Source organism: Rhodococcus sp. WB1 (assembly GCF_001700945.1).
In the GTDB taxonomy this organism is placed as follows: domain Bacteria; phylum Actinomycetota; class Actinomycetes; order Mycobacteriales; family Mycobacteriaceae; genus Rhodococcus; species Rhodococcus aetherivorans.
Genome location: NZ_CP015529.1, coordinates 522,934 through 541,746 on the forward strand (window position 1 = coordinate 522,934; position 18,813 = coordinate 541,746).

The following is an 18,813-nucleotide window of genomic DNA, read 5'->3' on the forward strand; positions in this document are numbered from 1 at the left end:
GAGAGAGCTGACAGTCATGGGCCAGGTTTTGGACAACATCATCCAGTACGCGGACGAGATCCGCGCCGAGGGCGCCGAGGGCGACAAGCTCATGCGCCTGACGGACAACAACGCCAAGCGGCTGCGCGACGCCGGTGTCATCCGCATGCTGCAGCCGAAGGAACACGGCGGCCTCGAGGTCCACCCGCGCGAGTTCGCCGAGACCGCGATGGCGATCGGCGCGATGGACGGCGCCACCGGATGGGTCGCCGGCATCGTCGGCGTGCATCCGTGGGAGCTCACGTTCTTCGATCCCAAGGCACAGGACGAGATCTGGGGCGAGGATCCCGACATGTGGATGGCCTCCCCGTACGCCCCGATGGGCGTCGCGGTTCCGGTCGACGGCGGCTACGTCCTCAACGGCCGCTGGTCGTTCTCCTCCGGCACCGACCACTGCGGCTGGATCATGATCGGCGCCGCAGTGGGCGACAAGGACGGCAACCGGCTGAACCCGCCGCAGGTCCTGCACGTGCTGCTGCCGCGCTCGGACTACGACATCGACCAGGACAGCTGGAACGTCGTGGGCCTGCGCGGCACCGGCTCGAAGGACCTGATCGTCGAGGACGCCTTCATCCCTGCCTACCGCACCCTCGACGCCGACATCGTCCTCGGCGGCAACGGGTGGCGTCACGCGGGCCGGGACGAAACCCTCTACAAGTTCCCGTTCTCGTGCATCTTCCCGCTGGGCATCACCTCGTCGCTCATCGGCATGGCCGAGGGCGCGCTCGCGTGCTACATCGCGGCCCAGAAGGAGCGCGTCGCGGTCACCGGCATCCCGATCAAGGAGGACCCGTACGTCCTCTACGCCCTCGGTGAGGCGGCCGCCGAGATCGCCGCGTCGCGCGCCGCGATCCTCGAGACCGTCGACCGTTTCTGGGACAAGACGGACAAGGGCCAGGAGGTCACGTTCGAGGAGCGCGCGATCGGCCGCCGCACCCAGACCGCCGCCGCGTGGCGGGCCGTGCGCGCCGTCGACGAGATCTTCGCCCGCTCCGGCGGCGGCGCGATGCACCTGAAGTTCCCGATGCAGCGCTTCTGGCGCGACGCGCACGTCGGCCTGTCGCACGCGATCCACGTCCCCGGCTCGATCTTCCACGCGTCTTCGCTGACCCAGCTCGGCGGCGAGCCGCAGGGCGTCCACCGCTCGATGATCTAGCCTGCCCCGCCGACCTTTTCAGGATGGAAGAGAAATGACGGACATTCGAGCACTCGGATACCTCCGGATCCAGACCACCGACGTCGCGCGCTGGCGCGAACTCGTCGTCGACGGACTCGGCATGGCCGTGGGCTCCGGCCCGGAGCCGGACGGCCTCTACCTGCGGGTGGACGAGCGGCGCGCACGCCTGATCGTCCTGCCCGGCGAATCGGACAGGGCGCTCGCGGTCGGCTGGGAGGTGCGGGATCAGTTCGCACTCCAGCGTGTCCGGGAGACCGTGGAGAAGGCGGGTATCACCGTCGACGTCCTCTCGCAGGAGGAGTGCGACTACCGCGATGCCGAGCAGGTCATCGCGTTCGACGACCCGATCGGCACCCGCGTCGAGGTGTTCTTCGGTCCGGTGCTCGATCACAGCCCGGTGGTGACTCCGCACGGTGGCCGGTGGGTCACCGGCGAACAGGGGCTCGGCCATGTCGTGCTGCCCGCCACCGATTTCGATGCGGCGTACGCGTTCTACACCGAGGTGCTCGGTTTCCTGCCGCGTGGCGCGATCCGCCTCCAGGCACCCGGACCGGCGCGGCGCGTGCGCTTCCTCGGAGTGAACCAGCGCCACCACAGCCTGGCCCTGTGCCCGGCGCCGCCGACCGAGGAGCCCGGCCTCGTGCACCTGATGACGGAGGTCGACACCCTCGACGCCGTCGGGCAGGCGCTCGACCGTGTGCGCAAGCTCGGCTTCTCCATCTCCTCGACGCTGGGCCGGCACACGAACGACAAGATGGTGTCGTTCTACGTTCGCGCGCCGGGCGGGTGGGACCTCGAGTTCGGCACCGAGGGGATGTTCGTCGACGAAACCTATTACACGGCCGAGGAGATCACCGCCGACAGCTACTGGGGCCACGACTGGTCCGAGTCCGAGCCGTTGGCGGCCTTCACGCCGAAGGCCTGACTCTCGCAGTGGAACACGACGAAGGCCCGGCCGGGGGATCGCCCCGGCCGGGTCTTCGTCTCTCGTTCCCGGAGTCGTACTCCGTGGCTCTCGGGAGTCGTACTCCGTGGCTCTCGGGAGTCGTACTCCGTGGCTCTCGGGAGTCGTACTCCGTGGCTCTCCGGAGTCGTGCTCCGTGGTTCGGAACCGCGTGGATCAGGCGTGGGTGACCTGTTCGAGCTGTGGCGGCGGGAGGCGTCGGACGAAGGGCGCGGCGACCACGGCGATGAGGGCGAGCACACCGCCCAGCACGAATGCGGTCTGCGCACCCGAGGCCTGGGCCTCGGCCGTGCCGGAGTCGGCGGCGGCGTCGGCGCCGATCGTGAGCGCGGCGACGAGCAGCGCGGTACCGGCGGCACCGGCGAGCTGCTGCAGCGTGTTCATGATCCCGCTGCCGTGGCCGTAGAGCCGCGGCGGCAGGGCGCCGAGCGAGACGGTCATCAGCGGGGTCATGAGCATGGCCATGCCGATGCAGAACACCACGTGCATCGCGATCACGAGCCCGATCGACGTGTCGGTGCCGACGGTGCTCAGCCACCACTGGCCGGCGGCCAGCAGGAGCGCGCCCGGGGTCACGATCGGGCGCGGCCCCACGGCGTCGTAGATGCGGCCGACGATCGGCGAGATCACGCCCTGGACGAGACCGCCGGGCAGCAGGATCAGGCCGGTCGTCAGGATGCTCACCCCGAGCCCGGCCTGCAGGTAGATCGGCAGGACGACGACGGTGCCGAGCATGGTCGCCATGGCGATGACGACGATGACGACCGAGATGCGGAAGTGGGGCACCTCGAACGGATTCAGGTCCAGCAGTGCGGTGCCGGTGCGCTCGAGGCGCTTCTGGCGCGCGACGAAGAGGCCGAGGGCAACGACGCCGACGATCAGCGCGGTCGCGGGGCCGACGATGGTGCCGTCGAGGAGGGACGCGACGTTCGCGAGGCCGTAGACCAGGCCGCCGAAGGCGAAGACCGAGAGGACGACCGACACTACGTCCAACGGCGCCTTGCGGGTCCTGCCGGTGTTGCGGAGGAGGAGCAGGCCCGCCGCGAAGGCGACGATCGTGGCCGGAAGCATGAGACCGAACAGCCAGCGCCAGCTCATGGAGTCGACGATGATGCCGGAGACGGTGGGGCCGATCGCGGGCGCGACCGAGATGACGACGGAGTTCAGGCCCATGACGGTGCCGCGGTGGGCGACGGGAACCGTGGTGATGGTCGTGGTCATCAGCAGCGGCAGGATGACCGCCGTGCCACCGGCCTGGACGACGCGGGCGAGCAGCATGATCTCGAAGCCGGGGGCGGCGGCGGCGAGTGCGGTGCCGGCGATGAACAGGATCATGGCGGCGGTGAACAGGGTTCGGGTCGAGAACCTCTGCAGCAGGAAGCCCGTGGTGGGGATGACCACGGCCATCGTCAGCATGAAGCCGGTGGTGAGCCACTGGACGGTGGCGGCGGAGACCGAGAAGTCCCCCATGAGTTGCGGGAGCGCAACACTGAGCACGGTCTCGTTGAGGATCATGATCAGGGCGGAGACCACCAGCACGCCGATCACCTGAGCGATGTGCCGCGTGGAGGTGAGCCCCTCCGACGCGCCGGGGGCCGCGCCGGCCGGGCGCGTGTCTTTCAGTTCGAGGTTCGTCATCGACACCTTCGCTTCTTCGGTCGTGGACCGGTCAATGATGTCACAGAGTGACGAAGTGTCATAATGTGACATCAACCGCCTTGGCGGGTGCAGTGGGGGCGTGGAGCCGCCCGTGGCCGGACATGCAGGCAGGAAAATTGTCACCAAGAAAGTATTCTTGACACTCTGTCATTGAAGCGCATACGGTGTTGCGTGGCTCACGTGTTGCAGCTCACACCCGGGCGCATGTCCGCCGACGTCCTGTCCGAGGACGCGTCCGGTGGGGCGTCTTCGACGTGGTCGTGCCGAACGCGTCACAGCCCTGACCATCACTCACGAGGGAATGATCGAATGTCTCTGCAAAACAAGGGGATTCTGATCCAGGCCGGGCTCGGCGCGGTGCTCGTCACCGTCCTGATGATTCCGTTCCAGTCCCTGACCCCGCTCGCGCTCTACAGCCCGATGCTCATCCTGCCCGTCATGCTGTTCTTCACGCTGCAGGCACCACCGCGGGCCCTGCTCGGCATGTTCCTCAGCTTCGTGTGCGGCGTTGCCTGGGGCGCAGCGTTTCTCGCCGTCCAGAGCGCCCTGCCCGGCGTACCGCTCGAGCTCGTGATGGGCATCGGAGTGGCGTGCGTGATCTTCCTCGTCCTCGCGGTGCACCCGCTCGTATTCGGCCGCACCCCGCTCGGCATGGTCCCCGCCGTGCTGCTCGGCGTCGTGGAGACGCTGCTCGTGACGAACCTGTCGGTTCTGCTGCCCGACGGTGCGCCCGTGCCGAACCTGCCTTGGCTCGTCGTGATCTTCGGTTACGGCTGCGTCATGACCCTGATCCTCGTCCTCGTGCAGGACAAGATCATCGGGGCCCTGCTCGGTGCGCAGTGGCGCTCCGCGCCCACCGACGAGGCGCCGAGCTCCCAGATCCCGCCCACCCCGCCGGTGCGTCCGTCCCCCCGGCCGACGGCCTGATCCGCCGCGGTTGAGCCGTGTCCGAACGGCATCGGCCGTCGGCTCCGGTGGATCGGGCCGGCCTGCCGGCGCAGCAAGTCGACGGTGGACCGACTGTCATGGAATGTGCGCCGCCCGGCCGACCCGATCCCGGGTAAGGTACCCGCCCGTCGACACTTTCACACCAACGGAGCCCGGGGAACCGGTGTGAGGTTTCTCGCGCCCCGGAACGGACGTCGCAGGGCCGGCATCCGATTCCGGATGCCGGCCCTGCGATGCGAGCGCGTCAGCCGCGGTTGAGCAGCTTGCGCATGGCGTCGGCCGCGCCCTTGACGAGCGTGTCGCGCGGGAAGCCGCTGCGCTTGACCGCCGCGTCGTAGTTGCCGCCGGCCACCCACACCGGCCCGTCGGTGAGGTGTTCGAGCCCCTCGCGGGCCACATCCTCCGGCTCGGCGACGAGCATGCCGGGGATGTCGAAGTTCAGCCCGGCGCGGATCATCGCCGGGGTGCGGGTCACGCCGAGGACGAGTTCGACGACGTGTACCCCGTGCGGGGCGAGCTCGAGCCACAGGCTTTCGGCGAACACGCGACTGAACGCCTTGGACGCCGCGTAGATGCTCTGGTGTTCCGCCCCCATGTAGCCGGCGAGCGAACCGAGCAGCATGATGCCGCCCCGGCCGCGCTCCTTCATCTTCGCGCCGAACAGGTGCGAGAGTTCGAGCTGCCGATGGATGTTGAGGTCGATGACGCCACGGAAGCCGTCGAGGTCGCCGGTGACGAACTCGTTGCCGTAGCTGTTGGCGCCGGCGTTGAAGATGAGCAGGCCCACCTCGACGTCGTCGGTCGCCTGCCGGATCTGCTCGACGGCGTCGGGGGAGAGCAGGTCGAGTGCCAGGGTGCGGACCTGGACGCCGTTGCTGCGCACCTTCTCCGCGGTCTCCTCGAGCGGGCCGGGCTTGCGGGCGATGAGCACCAGATTCAGCCCCGCCTTGCTCAGCTCGTCGGCGAAGGCGGAGCCGACGCCCTCGGAGCCGCCGGCGATGACGGCCCATGGGCCGTAGTGCTGGACGTCGATCACGAAAGTTCCTTTCCGGCTGACTTACTGGACGATCGGTCCCGGGACCGGGGTGTCGTCGAGGACGGTGAGGCGGCCTTCGGTCGCGGCCCACGTGATCGTCTCGGCGAGCTTCGCGCAACCGCGGCGCGGCGCCCCGGGCCGGGAGTCCTGCCCACCCTGCTCACGCATCTCGGGGCACCGGGACCGCGCCTGCTCGTTCCACTGGACGGAGGTGTGCTCCCAGCTGTTCTTGGCGACGAGAACCCGGGCGCCGCACTCAGTGCACTGCAGGGGTTGCATCGGTGGTCGCCGCCTCCTCGGCGTCCTTCGTGCGGGCGAGGTTCTCCTCGACCTCCTTCATCCACGCCGCCACCGGGCGGGTGGTGTCCATCTCGAACTCGAACCGCTCGGTCATCTCCGGCTTGACGTCGGCCGCGTCCACGTAGAACTGCTCGTACCAGCGGCGCAGCTGGTAGACCGGGCCGTCCTCGTCGCACAGCAGCGGATTCTCGATGCGCGTCTTGTTCTTCCAGATCTCGACGTCCTGCTCGAAGCCTCGGGCGATGAAGTCACCGAACTTGCGGGCCGTCTCGTCGGCCGAGTCGCCGAGGGCGTCCGACTTCTTCACGATGATCCCGTACATCAGGACGAACTTGTTCTCGGTGACGGGGTAGTGGCAGTTGAGCAGCACCGAGTCGATATCGTAGCCCTCGTACTTGTACTGCAGGTCGTCGATCATGAACGACGGTCCGAAGTACGCCGCCTCGGAGCGGCTGCCGACGAGCTTCGGCTGGCCGTCGGCGTGCGGCCGCATGTCCTCCCGCGCCTGACCGTGCATGATCTGCGTCGCGACGTGCCCCTCGAAGATGTTCTTGAAATACGTGGGGAACGAGTAGTGCACGTAGAAGAAGTGCGCCATGTCGACGATGTTGTCGATGATCTCGCGGCAGTTGGTGTCGACCTCGGTGGTGTACCAGACCCAGTCGGTCCACTCGTCGCTCGTCGCGCCGGCGATGCGGGGAATGGTCACGTCGGCCGGCGGCGGGTTGCCCTCGGGGTCGTTCCAGACGAACAGCATCCCGTCCTGATCGAGCGTGTGCCAGGCGCGGGTCTTCGCGATCGGCGGAACGCGGCGGGCGTAGGGGATTGCGGTGCAACGTCCGTTGCCGCCCCAGCGCCAGTCGTGGAACGGGCAGGCCACCGAGTCGCCCTTGATCGTGCCCTGGCTGAGGTCGCCGCCCATGTGCCGGCAGTACGCGTCGAGGATCTTCAGGTCGCCGTTGCTGTCGGCGAACACGACGAGCTTGGTGCCGAAGGCATGGACCGAGTGCGGCTTGCCGTCCTTGAAGGACTCGGACAGGCCGAGGCAGTGCCAGCCGCGGGCGAACCGGGTGGGCGCGGAACCGGCCTCGATCTCGCGAACTTCGACGTCGTCGGACTTGCTGGAGCTCACTGTCGTCCGTCCTTTCGAATGGAATGTCGTATCGGATGGAGCACCTCGGGCACCGGTGCTGTGCGCGGGTGGGCCGGGGGACGGTGGCCGCCTGCGACCGTGTGCTCGACGCTAGGTGAGCCCGCTCACCGGGGATGGAGCGCATCCCACTGTCCGGGACCGTCTGCGGCGGTGTGTCCGGACGGCACCGCAGGATGGGGTGCCTGTTCCTGCCACGGTGACCCGTCCGGGTCGCGAAGGAGACACACCGATGTCCGACGACGTGCTGACGAAGGTCCGCGAGCTGCTGCCGTCCATCGCGGAGCGCGCCCGCAGCGTCGACGAAACGCGCCGGGTGCCCGACCAGACCGTCCAGGACCTGGCCGCCGCGGGAGTGTTCCGGATGCTGCAGCCCGCCCGGCACGGTGGACTGGAGAGCAACCCTGTGCGCTTCTACGAGGTGGTGCGGGCGATCTCGGGTGCCTGCGGCTCGACGGGCTGGGTGGCCTCGATCCTCGGCGTCCACTCGTGGCATCTGGCGTTGTTCGATGCGCGGGCACAGGACGACGTGTGGGGACAGGACGAGTCGACGCTCCTGTCGTCGTCGTACGCGCCGGTCGGCGAGCTCGTCCCGGTCGAGGGCGGCTTCGAGCTGTCGGGCAGCTGGCGGTTCTCCTCCGGCTGCGAACACGCGTCCTGGGCGCTGCTCGGGGCGCTCGTCGTCGGGGCCGAGGGCCGGCCGGTGGACTTCATGACGGTGCTCGTGCCGCGCACCGACTACCGGATCCAGGACGTGTGGGACGTCGTCGGCATGCGCGGCACCGCGAGCAACGAGATCACCGTGGAGAAGGCGTTCGTCCCGCACCACCGGACGGTGCGCAACTACGAGCTCGCGCAGCTGCGGGCCCCCGGGCACAAGGTCAACCCGGGGCCGCTGTTCAGGCTGCCGTTCGCGGCGGTCTTCACCACCGCCGTTGCCGCGCCGGTCATCGGGACGGTCGCGGGATGCTACGAGCAGTACCTGAGCGCGATGCGCGACCGGGTGCGCCTGAGCCTGGGTGGAGGCCGGTTCGCCGAGGACCAGTTCGCGCAGGTCGCCGTCGCCCGCGCCGCGTCCGAGATCGACGCGGCGATCCTGCAGACGGACCGCAACATCCGCGAGTTGTACGAGCTGGCCGTGGCCGGGGAGCCGCTGCCGACGAGCATGCGGCTGCGGGTGCGCCGCGATCAGGTGCGCGGCACCGAGCGCGCCGTCGAGGCGATCGATCTGCTGTTCAAGACCGCGGGCGGCAACTCGCTCGGCCGCGGCAACCCCGTCGAGCGGGCGTGGCGCGACGCGCATGCCGGCAGCGTGCACGTCGCCAACGATCCCGAACGTGCCCTCGCCCTGTACGGCCGGGGCGTGTTCGGGCTGCCGGTGGAGGACAACCTCGTCTGAGCCGGTCCTTCCCGCGCGCGTCGATGCTTCCTGCGCGCGTCGGAACACGCAAGTAAGCACCGTGCCGCGCAACCACATGGGATCGCCCGGTTCGGTATCCTCCATCTGGCCTGGGCGTGGATGTCGAACCCGGACGCAGGGATGCGGCACAGTCCAGGGCAGGTCCCACTGAGCGGAAGATTTCTGCCGGCACGATGCAGGATGAGGGACGCTGGGCGGCACGGCGTAGCCGCAGGTACGAGACGACGGAGGAACCACGGTGCCGAGAGTTGCCGAAGCGCGGGACGCCGCGGAGCCGACGTCCGCCGAGCAGCGCGCACGGTTCGGCCGCATCCTCGACGCGGCGGCGCGCCTGGCAACCGAGAAGGAACTCGAGCGGGTGCAGATGCATGAGGTCGCGAAGATGGCCGGCGTCGCCATCGGCACCCTGTACCGCTACTTCCCGTCCAAGACGCACCTGTTCGTGGCGGTGATGGTCGACCAGATCGAGCAGATGAGCGATCGGATGACCCAGCGCCCGAACCCCGATTCGACTCCGCAGGAGGCCATCTACGAGGCTCTCGTGCGGGCCACCCGGGCGCTGCGGCGACGGCCGTTGCTGGCGGCGGCGATGATCCAGTCCACAAGCACCGCCAAGGCCACGGCCATCCCCGACGTCGCCAAGATCGACCGCCGGTTCCGGGAGGTCCTCTACCGCGCGGCCGGGCTCGAGTACGTCACCGAACGGGATGCGACGCTCGTGCGGGTGCTCGAGCAGGCGTGGTTCGGGATCATCCAGTCGAGTCTCAACGGCCGGATCTCGGTGCCGGATGCGGAGTCGGACCTGCGCGTGGCCTGCGAGCTGCTGCTCGCGGGCCTGTCGAACGCGCGGCCCGCTCCGTCCGCCTGACGCCGGGCCGCGCCGGTCCCCGCCGGAGCGCCGTGCCCGCACAGTACTGAAATGAATTCTTCTATCGTCGACGGTCGCGCGGGCCGGTCGGCTGCGCGACGTGCGCATGCATACTGGTAGTTCATTGCGAGAGCAGCCTCGCCGCCGACAGGCCATTGTCTCGGCGTAGTGAATAGAATACATTCCAAAAATGAACGCGTTCCCGGTTCGTCCGTCGGCGCGTCCGATTGCCTTCCAGCCCAGCACTCACGTCCGAGGAGCTTGTTCATGACCGAGGTAGTCATCGTCGAGGCGGCGCGCACCCCCATCGGCCGCCGCCGGGGCGCCCTGGCCGGTCTGCACCCGGCCACCCTGCTCGGCACCGCACAGCGCGCCGTGCTCGACCGCGCCGGCCTCGCCCCCGACCAGGTGGGTCAGATCGTCGGCGGCTGTGTCACCCAGGCCGGGGAACAGTCCAACAACATCACCCGGCAGGCGTGGCTGCACGCCGGCCTGCCCTACGGCACGGCCGCCACATCGATCGACTGCGCGTGCGGCTCCTCCCAGCAGGCCGTCCACATCGTCGCCGGCCTCATCGCCTCCGGGCAGATCTCCGCGGGCATCGGCTGCGGTGTCGAGTCCATGAGCCGGGTGTTCCTCGGCCAGGCACTCACCCCGGAGACCGGCAACCCGTATCCGGACGACTGGACCATCGACATGGGCGACCAGTTCACGTCGGCCGAGCGCATCGCCACCCATCGCGGCATCAAGCGGGGTGACACCGACGCCTTCGGCCTCGAGTCGCAGCGCCGCGCCGCCCGGGCCTGGGCCGAGGGCCGGTTCGACCGCGAGATCGTGCCCACCGAGGCGCCCGTCCTCGCCGACGGCGTGCCCACCGGGGAGACCACCGTCGTCACCCGCGACGGCGGCCTGCGCGAGACCACCGCCGAGGGGCTGGCCGCCCTGAAGCCCGTCGTGGAGGGCGGCATCCATACGGCCGGGTCGGCGTCGCAGATCAGCGACGGCGCCGCCGCCGTCCTGCTGACCAGCGCGCAGCGCGCACAGGAACTGGGCCTGCGGCCCCGCGCACGCATCGTCGCCTCGGGAATGGTCGGGTCGGACCCCTACTACCACCTCGACGGCCCGATCGACGCCACGCGGAACGTCCTGGACAAGGCCGGCATGACGCTGGGCGACATCGATCTCGTCGAGATCAACGAGGCGTTCGCGTCGGTCGTGCTGTCGTGGGCGCAGGTGCTCGGCGCCGACCTGTCCAAGGTCAACGTCAACGGCGGCGCCATCGCCCTCGGCCACCCGGTCGGCTCGACCGGCGCCCGGCTCCTCACCACCGCACTGCACGAACTCGAACGATCCGACCGGTCCACGGCACTGGTCACCATGTGCGCGGGCGGCGCACTGTCCACCGCCACCGTCATCGAACGCATCTGACCACACCATCGAATCCACGAGGCCGACATGACCATTGGACTGACAGACGAGGATCGCGACCTGCGCGACTCGGTGCGGAGCTGGGCCGCCCGGCACGTCACCCCCGAGGTGCTGCGTGAGGCCGTCGAGGCCAAGACCGACACCCGCCCGGCGTTCTGGGGCTCGCTCGCCGAGCTCGGGGTGCTCGGCCTGCACCTTCCCGAGGAGGTCGGCGGTGCCGGATGCGGCCTCGTCGAACTCGCCGTCGTCACCGAGGAACTCGGCCGGTCGATGGTGCCGGGCCCGTTCCTGCCGACCGTGCTGACCGCGGCCGTGCTGCGCGACGCCGGCCGGACCGGCGAGCTCGCCGGCCTCGCGGACGGATCCACGCTCGCCGGCATCGCTCTCGACCCGGGCACGCTGCGGGTGGAGCGCGGCGCCTCGGGCACCACGCTGTCCGGCCGGTCCGGGTACGTGCTCGGCGGCCACACCGCCGACCTGCTGCTCGTCGCCGCCGAGGACGCCGGCAACCGGGCCTGGGTGCTGCTGCGCCGGGACGGACTCGAGCTCGAGGACCTGCCCAGCCACGATGTGGTGCGCGGCAATTCGCAGATCGTGGTGGACGGTTTCGCGCTCGCCGCGGCGGACGTGCTGCGGATCGAGCCGCAGCGGGTCACCGACCTCGCCGCCACTCTGTTCGCGGCCGAGGCGTCCGGAATCGCGGACTGGTGCGTGCGCACCGCGGCCGACTACGCCGCCGTGCGCCGCCAGTTCGGCCGCCCGATCGGCCAGTTCCAGGGTGTCAAGCACCGGGCGGCGCGCATGCTCACGCTCGCGGAGCAGGCCCGCGTGTGCGCGTGGGACGCCGCCCGCGCGCTGACGCCCGGCGCTGCCGACGCCGACGAGGCGTCCCTCGCGGCCGCCGTCGCCGGCGCCACCGCCCCCGAGTCCGCCTTCGCCGTGGCCAAGGACTGCATCCAGATCCTCGGCGGCATCGGCTACACGTGGGAGCACGACGCGCACCTGTATCTGCGTCGCGCACAGTCGCTGCGAATCCTGCTGGGCTCCACCGCGTCCTGGCGCCGGCGCGTCACCGATCTCACCCGCCGCGGCGCCCGCCGCGTCCTCGGCATCGACCTGCCGCCGGAGGCGGAGCAGATCCGCACCGGGGTGCGTGACGAACTCGCCCCGGCCGTCGACCTCGGCGGCGGCGAACGCACGCGGTATCTCGCGGAGAAGGGATACACCGCACCGCATCTGCCCGCACCCTGGGGCAAGGGCGCCGACGCCGTCACCCAGCTGGTGATCGCCGAGGAGCTGCGCGCGGCGAACCTGACGCCGCACGACATGATCATCGGCAACTGGGTGGTGCCGACCCTCATCGCGCACGGCAGCCCCGAGCAGCAGCGACGGTTCGTGCCGCCGTCCCTTCGGGGCGAGATCGTCTGGTGCCAGCTGTTCTCCGAGCCCGGCGCCGGCTCCGACCTCGCGTCGCTCACCACCAAAGCCACCAAGGTCGACGGCGGATGGGTGCTGCAGGGCCAGAAGGTGTGGACCTCGATGGCGCGCGATGCCCACTGGGGCATCTGCCTCGCCCGCACAGACGCCTCGGTGCCCAAGCACAAGGGCCTGTCGTACTTCCTCGTCGACATGCGCGGCAGCGAGGGGCTCGACATCCGCCCGCTGCGCGAGATCACCGGCGAGGCCCTGTTCAACGAGGTCTTCATCGACAACGTGTTCGTTCCCGACGACTGCCTCGTCGGCGAGCCCGGCGACGGCTGGAAGCTCGCCCGCACCACCCTCGCCAACGAACGCGTCTCCCTCTCGCACGACTCGTCCCTCGGTTCCGGGGGTGAGGCCCTCCTCGAGCTGGCGGCCGGACTGCCCGGCGGCCTCGACGACGAGCAGGCCACCACGCTCGGAAAGGTGCTGTGCGACGCCCAGACCGGCGGTCTGATGGGCCTGCGCACCACGCTGCGGTCCCTCGCCGGGGCCCAGCCGGGAGCCGAGTCCTCGGTCGCGAAGCTGCTCGGCGTCGAGCACATCCAGCAGGTGTGGGAGGTCGCGATGGACTGGGCCGGGCCGCGCGCCCTGCTCGGCGGGCAGCACCGCCGGTCGGCGACGCAGATGTTCCTCAACTCGCAGTGCATGTCGATCGCCGGCGGCACCACCAACGTTCAGCTCAACATCATCGGCGAGCGGCTGCTCGGCCTGCCCCGCGACCCCGAACCCGGAAAGTGAGCACGGCGATGACATCGACGCAACGAGGCGCCGGTTCCACGGACGAAGAGGAGAACTGACCGTGCCCATCGACCCGAACGTCGCCCTGTCCGCCGAACCGACGGTGCGCGAAGCGATCTGGACCGACCGCGACGTCATGCTCTACCACCTCGGTCTCGGCGCCGGGGGCGACGGACTCGACCCGGCCGAGCTGAGCTGGGTGTACGAGAAGAACCTGCGCGTGCTCCCGACGTTCGCAATGGTCGCCGGTCAGGGGATCTCGGCCGGCGCGCTGAAGCCGGCCGGAATGAACCTGCCCGGCATCGACATCGACCTGCGCCGGATCCTGCACGGCGGGCAGTCGCTGCAGGTGCACGCACCGATCCCCATCTCCGGCACGGCGCACATCTCGTCGCGGGTGGCGCACGTGTGGGACAAGGGCAAGGCCGCGGTCATCGTGCTGGAGCAGTCCGCCGCCACCCCCGAGGGCGCCCCGCTGTGGACCACCGGCATGCAGATCTGGGCCCGGGGCGAGGGCGGCTTCGGCGGTGAGCCCGGACCGGAAGCGGCCCAGTCGATTCCGGATCGGGAGGCGGACGCGGTCCTCGTCTCCCCGACGAGCCCGCGGCAGGCGCTGCTGTACCGGCTCAGCGGCGACATGAACCCGCTGCACGCCGATCCGGCGTTCGCGCGGGCCGCCGGCTTCGACCGGCCGATCCTGCACGGCCTCGCGTCGTACGGCATCGTGTGCAAGGCCGTCGTCGACGGCATCCTCGACGGCGATCCCACCCGGGTGCGGGACTTCTCGGTGCGGTTCGCCGGCTCCCTGTTCCCGGGCGAGACCCTCGAGACCGCCGTCTGGCGCGACGGCGACCGGCTGACGCTGCTCGCCACCTGCCCGGAGCGCGACGGCGCCCCCGTCCTCACCCACGCCACGATGGAGGTCCGCTCGTGAAGACCGGCACCCATCCCACCGCCGCCACCCACGCGCACCGCACGGTGCTGACGTCGGCGCCGCAGGACGCACCCGTCGACCGGGCCACCGCCGCTGCGCGGCGCGTGGTCGACGCCATGCTGCGCACCGACCGGGGCAACGCCAACCTCGACCGCGTCGCCGAGGAACTCGACAGCATCGCCGACCACCTCGAGGAGCACGCACCCGCCGTCGCCGAGCGGCTGATCGACATGTGGAACGGCGAGGGTGTCACCCGGCACGACCCGGTCACCGGCCCCGAGAACGCGATCGCGCCGCCCCTGGTCCTCGAGGGCCTCGAGGACGGCTCGGTACAGGGCACCGTCACGCTCACGCTGCCGTACCAGGGCCCGCCCGGATGCGTGCACGGCGGCGTATCCGCGCTGATCCTCGACCACGTGCTCGGCGTCGCCAACGCCTGGGGCGGCAAGTCCGGCATGACGGCGAACCTCGTCACGAACTACCACCGGCCGACGCCGCTGTTCGAGCCGCTCGTCGTCACCGGCCGGCTCGTCTCCGTCGACGGCCGCAAGATCCGCACCGTCGGCAACATCGCGACGGCCGACGGGCAGCTGTGTGTCTCGGTGGAGGGGCTGTTCGTCGACAGGACGGTGCCGCGGCCCCGCTAGGAGGAGAACACCGATGGGAGCACTCGAAGGCCGGGTCGCGCTGGTCACCGGCGCCGGCATGGGCATCGGCCGGGGCATCGCCGCGGCGTTCGCGCGGGAGGGCGCGGACGTCGTCGTCGCCGAGATCGACGAGACGGCCGGCGCCGGCACGGCCCGGTGGCTGCGGGACGAGTGGGGCGTGCGCGCCCACTTCCAGCGCACCGACATCACCGACAAGGGCCAGGTCCACGCGATGGTCGACGCCGCGGTCGAGCGGTTCGGCCGCCTCGACATCCTCGTCAACAACGCGTGGCGCAGCTCCGGTTACGCCCGGTTCGAGAACATGACCGACGAGCAGCTGCGCGGCGGCTTCGACATGGCGGTGATGGCCGCGTTCTGGGCGATGCGGCGCGCCCTGCCCGAACTCGAGCGTCGCGGCACCGGCCGGGTGATCAACCTGTGCTCCCTCAACGGCGTCAACGCGCACATGTACTCCGTGCAGTACAACGCCGCCAAGGAGGCGCTGCGCACCCTCACCCGCACCGCCGCGCGGGAATGGGCGCCGAAGCAGATCTGCTGCAACGTGATCTGCCCGGGCGCGCAGAGCGAGGCGTTCCGGCGGGTGGCCGAGGCCAACCCGCAGATGGCGGCCGCGTCGGCGGCGGCCAACCCGATGGGCCGGATCGGCGATCCGGTCGAGGACATCGGGCCCGTCGCGGTGTTCCTCGCCGGCGACGCCTCCCGCTACGTGACGGGCAACACGCTGTTCGTCGACGGCGGCGCCCACATCAACGGTGTCCAGTGGGCGCCGCAGGTGGACTGAGCCCGTCGCCGACAACGGTCCCGGACATCGACAACTGTCGCGACGTGTGTCGGTGTCCGGTTCCGTCCACCGCACCTGTTCGACGGGACGCGGGCCCCGAATCCGGGCGCGACCACAGCGTCGACCTCCCCCCGCGACCGAACCGTGACCGACGCCGACGAGGATGGAGCGGACACGAGTCGGTGAGTGGCGGGAGGCGTGGGCGGCGATGAGGCCGAGCAGGTGCGTGCGGTGCGGCCGGGTAATGGGCCCGTTCGAGGAGCGGATCCACGATCGGTGCGCGCGGTGCGCGGGCCCGGCACCGCGCTCGTCGGCACCGCGCTGGGCGGCACCGCGCTCGTCGGCACCGCGCTGGGCGGCACCGCAGCGCGACGCCGGACCCACGCCCTGGCCGCCGTCCGGTGAGCCGCCGCGCCCCGAGCCCGGCCCCGGGTCCCTGCTGCAGAGGCTTCGGCGCTCCCGACTGCACTGGCGTCGTCCCGCCCCCGCACCGCCGCCGCGCGTCCCGGTCCCGCCGCCGAATCCCTGGCTGCGCCGGGCGAAACGCGCGGCCGCGGCGCTCACGGTGGTCGCGTTCGTCACCGTCGTCGCGGCCTCGTCGCTGCGCGTGTGGACGCCGTCGTCGTCGCGGTTCATGCGGATCGACGACGGTCCGATCGCCTACCAGTACGTCTCGCTCGACCATGTCAGCCGGTACGTCGTCGCGTCGGTGATCGCGCACGAGGACGACCAGATGGGCCTGCGGGCACAGGCGTTCCACTGGGGTGACTTCGCCGACCGCGCCCGTGCCCATCTGACGGGCGAGGAACAACAGACGTATTCGACGATCCCGCAGCAGCTGGCGAAGAACATGTTCTTCACCCCCGACCAGAGCGCGGTCCGCAAGGCCGTCGAGACGGTGCCCTCGGTGCTGCTGAGTGCGACCCTGCCGGACGCCCGCATCATGGAGCTGTACCTGAACTACGCGCAGTTCGGCCCGGACCTGTACGGGGTGTGCGCGGCCAGCTGGTACTACTTCGACACCCCGCCATGGGAGATGTACCAGTACCACGCGATGCAGCTGGCCGGCATGCTGCCCAACCCGGAGGACGTGGTGCGCCTGCCCGGGGGCGGTGTCGCGACTCCCGCCGACGCGCAGTACCCGAGCGCGGCGTTCCACATCAACGGCGCCGCGAACGTCGACCTGCCCGCCCGGTTCGCCGGCTGGGGCGGCTGGGAGAACCTCGTCGCGTCGGTCGGGATCGACGACTCGGCCGCCGACCACGCCGACGACCGTCCGAGCGACGACTCGTGCTCGTCGATGCCCGAGCCGGTGCGGCAGCGCCTGGCCGTGGAGGATCCGGGGTTCGTGTCCCGGTCGCAGTAGCCGGACACGCCGCGACGGACCTGGCGGTTGCGCGCAGCGGTGTTTCTTGCGCACGTACGGACGCGCGCAAGAAACACCTTGCCGCGCAGGAGCATTCGACGACGGCCGCTAGATGCCGACCTCGCGGCGCAGCGTCTTGCCCGTCGCGTTGCGGGGCAGCAGGTCGGAAGTGATCCGCCAGCGCGTGGGCACCTTGAAGTACGACAGCCGCTCGGCCGCGAACTCGCGCAGTTCCTCCTCGGTGACGTGAGCCCCCTCGGCGACGACGACCACGGCCGCGACCTCCTGGCCGAGGTCGGGGTGCGGAACGCCGATCACGGCGCACTCGCGCACGGCCGGGTGCTCGTCGAGGGTCTGCTCGATCTCGGTGGGATAGACGTTCTCGCCGCCGCGCAGGATCAGGTCGGAGCGACGGCCCGTCAGTCGCAGCCGGCCGTTCTCGATGACGCCGTAGTCGCCGGTGCGCAGCCACCGGTCCGGGGTGATGGCCGCGGCCGTGGCCTCCTCGTCCTCCCAGTAGCCGAGCATGACGAACGGGCTGCGCACGCACACCTCGCCCTCCACGCCGTCCGGCAGCCATTCGCCGAACGGGTCGCGGATCTCGAGGCTCACGGTGATGATCGGCCGGCCCAGGGTGCCGGGGAACGCCTCGAGGTCCTGGGAGTTGGCCACCGCGATGGCGGTGCTGCACTCGGTGAGGCCGTAGCTGTCGACGAGGGCGTTGCGGGCGAACGGCACCTTCTCGCGCAGCCGGTCCTTGAACGCGATCGACGACGGCGCCGACGCGAGCGCGAACGCCGTCAGCGACGACAGGTCGTACTTGCCGAGGTCGTCGTGCTCGAGCAGCCGCGACGCCATGGTGGGGACCGCACCCCAGTTGGTGACGCGTTCGCGCTCGATGAGGCCGAGCACCTTGTCGACGTCGAACGAGCCCTGGTGCATGATCACGGCGCTGCCCGTCGCCAGGCGCGGGACGACCAGGTTGTGCAGGCTCGCGATGTGGAACAGCGGCGAGGTGAGCAGGTAGCGCAGGTCGCTGGGGACGTCGTCGCCGGCGGTCCGCCCGGTGAACGCGGCGAGCAGGGCGTCGCTGAACCGGTGGTAGTCCACGACGGCGAGCAGGTTGCGGTGCGAGTGCAGCGCGCCTTTGGGCCGGCCGCTGGTGCCGCTGGTGTACAGGATGACGGACGGGTCGTCCTCGTCGATGTCGACGCGCGGCGGCACGGCGTCGGGGAACTGCGCGATCAGCCGGGGCAGGTCCTCCTCCATCGTCAGGACCGTGATCCCACCGGTGTCGACGTCGGCCAGGGCCGCGGCGCGCTTGGCGTCGACGACGAGGATCTTCGGCCGGCTGTGCTTCAGGCCGTACTCGATCTCCCGCGGCACCCACCATCCGTTGAGGCCGACGGTGATGGCGCCGAGCACCTGGCTCGCCCAGAACGCGATCACCCATTCGGGGGTGTTCGCTCCCAGTATCGCGACCCGGTCACCCTTCTCCACGCCGTACCGCTCGCGCAACGCGTGGGCGAGGGAGTACGCCGCGGCGGCGTGCTCGGTGAACGACAGCCGGCGGTCGGCGGTGACGAGGTAGTCCCGGTCGCCCCAGCGCAGGGAGTCGGCGAGCAGGTCGCCCACGGCCTTGCCGCGGTTCTTCATCACCGGCATCGAGGCGCCGAGCACCTCTTCCTCGACGATCTCGAACCGGCCACCCGGGCCGGTGAGGCGGGAGACGACCTCGTCGAGGTACAGCCGGGGATCTGCGGACGCAGTCATGCGGGGACCTTTCCTTCGTGTCACGTGAATACCGTGTCACCTGCTGCGATGGACCTGGAACCCCACCCCGGCCGCGGCCGCG

The 18,813-nt window shown here is 70.5% G+C and carries 17 protein-coding genes; 12 read left to right on the forward strand and 5 right to left on the reverse strand.

Translation table 11 applies throughout. From position 1 onward, the window contains the following. The first annotated feature begins 16 nt into the window (after positions 1 to 16). Both A4U64_RS02485 and bphC read left to right on the forward strand, forming a co-directional pair. A complete protein-coding gene (locus A4U64_RS02485; RefSeq protein ID WP_006935114.1) occupies positions 17 to 1,195 on the forward strand; it encodes an acyl-CoA dehydrogenase family protein in 1,179 nt (392 codons plus the stop codon). A gap of 34 nt (positions 1,196 to 1,229) precedes the next feature. Then, entirely contained in the window at positions 1,230 to 2,141 is a 912-nt protein-coding gene (gene bphC / locus A4U64_RS02490; protein WP_029545930.1) for a biphenyl-2,3-diol 1,2-dioxygenase, read from the forward strand. A 195-nt stretch (positions 2,142 to 2,336) separates the two neighbouring features. Here the strand turns inward: bphC and A4U64_RS02495 are convergent, their stop codons facing one another. Then, positions 2,337 to 3,818: an MDR family MFS transporter gene (locus A4U64_RS02495; protein ID WP_065922100.1), complete on the reverse strand. Its 1,482-nt coding sequence runs from the start codon at positions 3,816 to 3,818 to the stop codon at positions 2,337 to 2,339. Positions 3,819 to 4,148: 330 nt separating this feature from the next. On the opposite strand from A4U64_RS02495, the gene A4U64_RS02500 reads away from it, so the two are divergent. After that, positions 4,149 to 4,766, forward strand: a complete 618-nt coding sequence (locus A4U64_RS02500) for a hypothetical protein (protein ID WP_065922101.1) — start codon at positions 4,149 to 4,151, stop codon at positions 4,764 to 4,766. Between the two features lie 265 nt (positions 4,767 to 5,031). Here A4U64_RS02500 and A4U64_RS02505 read toward each other — a convergent pair whose 3' ends face one another. Genes A4U64_RS02505 through A4U64_RS02515 form a run of 3 tightly spaced genes read right to left on the reverse strand, consistent with a single transcriptional unit; the run spans position 5,032 to position 7,255 of the window. After that, complete coding sequence (locus A4U64_RS02505; protein WP_050035872.1) at positions 5,032 to 5,823, reverse strand: SDR family NAD(P)-dependent oxidoreductase; 792 nt, start codon at positions 5,821 to 5,823, stop codon at positions 5,032 to 5,034. 21 nt (positions 5,824 to 5,844) lie between these two features. Continuing rightward, positions 5,845 to 6,102, reverse strand: a complete 258-nt coding sequence (locus A4U64_RS02510; protein ID WP_006935124.1) for a hypothetical protein — start codon at positions 6,100 to 6,102, stop codon at positions 5,845 to 5,847. After that, on the reverse strand, positions 6,080 to 7,255 hold the full coding sequence (locus tag A4U64_RS02515; RefSeq protein ID WP_006935126.1) for a Rieske 2Fe-2S domain-containing protein: 1,176 nt from the start codon (positions 7,253 to 7,255) through the stop codon (positions 6,080 to 6,082). Before A4U64_RS02515 ends, A4U64_RS02510 begins: the two co-directional genes overlap by 23 nt. Before the next feature lie 250 nt (positions 7,256 to 7,505). Between A4U64_RS02515 and hsaA the strand changes: the two genes are divergently transcribed. From hsaA to A4U64_RS02555, 9 genes are all read left to right on the forward strand, one after another. After that, positions 7,506 to 8,672, forward strand: a complete 1,167-nt coding sequence (hsaA, locus tag A4U64_RS02520; protein WP_006935131.1) for a 3-hydroxy-9,10-secoandrosta-1,3,5(10)-triene-9,17-dione monooxygenase oxygenase subunit — start codon at positions 7,506 to 7,508, stop codon at positions 8,670 to 8,672. Positions 8,673 to 8,931: 259 nt separating this feature from the next. Further along, entirely contained in the window at positions 8,932 to 9,561 is a 630-nt protein-coding gene (locus A4U64_RS02525; protein ID WP_006935134.1) for a TetR family transcriptional regulator, read from the forward strand. A gap of 267 nt (positions 9,562 to 9,828) precedes the next feature. After that, positions 9,829 to 10,989: a steroid 3-ketoacyl-CoA thiolase gene (locus tag A4U64_RS02530; protein ID WP_029545923.1), complete on the forward strand. Its 1,161-nt coding sequence runs from the start codon at positions 9,829 to 9,831 to the stop codon at positions 10,987 to 10,989. A 27-nt stretch (positions 10,990 to 11,016) separates the two neighbouring features. Beyond that, positions 11,017 to 13,209: an acyl-CoA dehydrogenase gene (locus A4U64_RS02535; RefSeq protein WP_065922102.1), complete on the forward strand. Its 2,193-nt coding sequence runs from the start codon at positions 11,017 to 11,019 to the stop codon at positions 13,207 to 13,209. 61 nt (positions 13,210 to 13,270) lie between these two features. Continuing rightward, positions 13,271 to 14,143 carry a MaoC/PaaZ C-terminal domain-containing protein gene (locus A4U64_RS02540; protein WP_006935146.1) on the forward strand — a complete coding sequence of 291 codons (873 nt, stop codon included), beginning with the start codon at positions 13,271 to 13,273 and terminating at the stop codon, positions 14,141 to 14,143. Next, the gene (locus A4U64_RS02545; RefSeq protein WP_065922103.1) at positions 14,140 to 14,790 is read left to right on the forward strand and encodes a PaaI family thioesterase; all 651 of its coding nucleotides are present in this window, start codon (positions 14,140 to 14,142) and stop codon (positions 14,788 to 14,790) included. The genes A4U64_RS02540 and A4U64_RS02545 overlap by 4 nt, the downstream gene beginning before the upstream one ends. A gap of 13 nt (positions 14,791 to 14,803) precedes the next feature. Further along, the gene (locus tag A4U64_RS02550; protein ID WP_029545917.1) at positions 14,804 to 15,592 is read left to right on the forward strand and encodes an SDR family NAD(P)-dependent oxidoreductase; all 789 of its coding nucleotides are present in this window, start codon (positions 14,804 to 14,806) and stop codon (positions 15,590 to 15,592) included. 276 nt (positions 15,593 to 15,868) lie between these two features. Beyond that, the gene (locus A4U64_RS29030) at positions 15,869 to 15,997 is read left to right on the forward strand and encodes a hypothetical protein (RefSeq protein ID WP_255326706.1); all 129 of its coding nucleotides are present in this window, start codon (positions 15,869 to 15,871) and stop codon (positions 15,995 to 15,997) included. Between the two features lie 160 nt (positions 15,998 to 16,157). Next, on the forward strand, positions 16,158 to 16,958 hold the full coding sequence (locus tag A4U64_RS02555) for a biosynthetic peptidoglycan transglycosylase (RefSeq protein ID WP_006935153.1): 801 nt from the start codon (positions 16,158 to 16,160) through the stop codon (positions 16,956 to 16,958). A 108-nt stretch (positions 16,959 to 17,066) separates the two neighbouring features. On the opposite strand, the gene A4U64_RS02560 is transcribed toward A4U64_RS02555, so the two are convergent. Beyond that, positions 17,067 to 18,731 carry a class I adenylate-forming enzyme family protein gene (locus A4U64_RS02560; protein WP_029545915.1) on the reverse strand — a complete coding sequence of 555 codons (1,665 nt, stop codon included), beginning with the start codon at positions 18,729 to 18,731 and terminating at the stop codon, positions 17,067 to 17,069. Positions 18,732 to 18,813: the final 82 nt, after the last annotated feature.

Coding starts and splice junctions, on each gene's coding strand:
- A4U64_RS02485 (WP_006935114.1), top strand. CDS start 17: ATGGGCCAGGTTTTGGACAACATCATCCAGTACGCGGACGAGATCCGC.
- bphC (WP_029545930.1), top strand. CDS start 1,230: ATGACGGACATTCGAGCACTCGGATACCTCCGGATCCAGACCACCGAC.
- A4U64_RS02495 (WP_065922100.1), bottom strand. CDS start 3,818: ATGACGAACCTCGAACTGAAAGACACGCGCCCGGCCGGCGCGGCCCCC.
- A4U64_RS02500 (WP_065922101.1), top strand. CDS start 4,149: ATGTCTCTGCAAAACAAGGGGATTCTGATCCAGGCCGGGCTCGGCGCG.
- A4U64_RS02510 (WP_006935124.1), bottom strand. CDS start 6,102: ATGCAACCCCTGCAGTGCACTGAGTGCGGCGCCCGGGTTCTCGTCGCC.
- hsaA (WP_006935131.1), top strand. CDS start 7,506: ATGTCCGACGACGTGCTGACGAAGGTCCGCGAGCTGCTGCCGTCCATC.
- A4U64_RS02530 (WP_029545923.1), top strand. CDS start 9,829: ATGACCGAGGTAGTCATCGTCGAGGCGGCGCGCACCCCCATCGGCCGC.
- A4U64_RS02535 (WP_065922102.1), top strand. CDS start 11,017: ATGACCATTGGACTGACAGACGAGGATCGCGACCTGCGCGACTCGGTG.
- A4U64_RS02550 (WP_029545917.1), top strand. CDS start 14,804: ATGGGAGCACTCGAAGGCCGGGTCGCGCTGGTCACCGGCGCCGGCATG.
- A4U64_RS02560 (WP_029545915.1), bottom strand. CDS start 18,731: ATGACTGCGTCCGCAGATCCCCGGCTGTACCTCGACGAGGTCGTCTCC.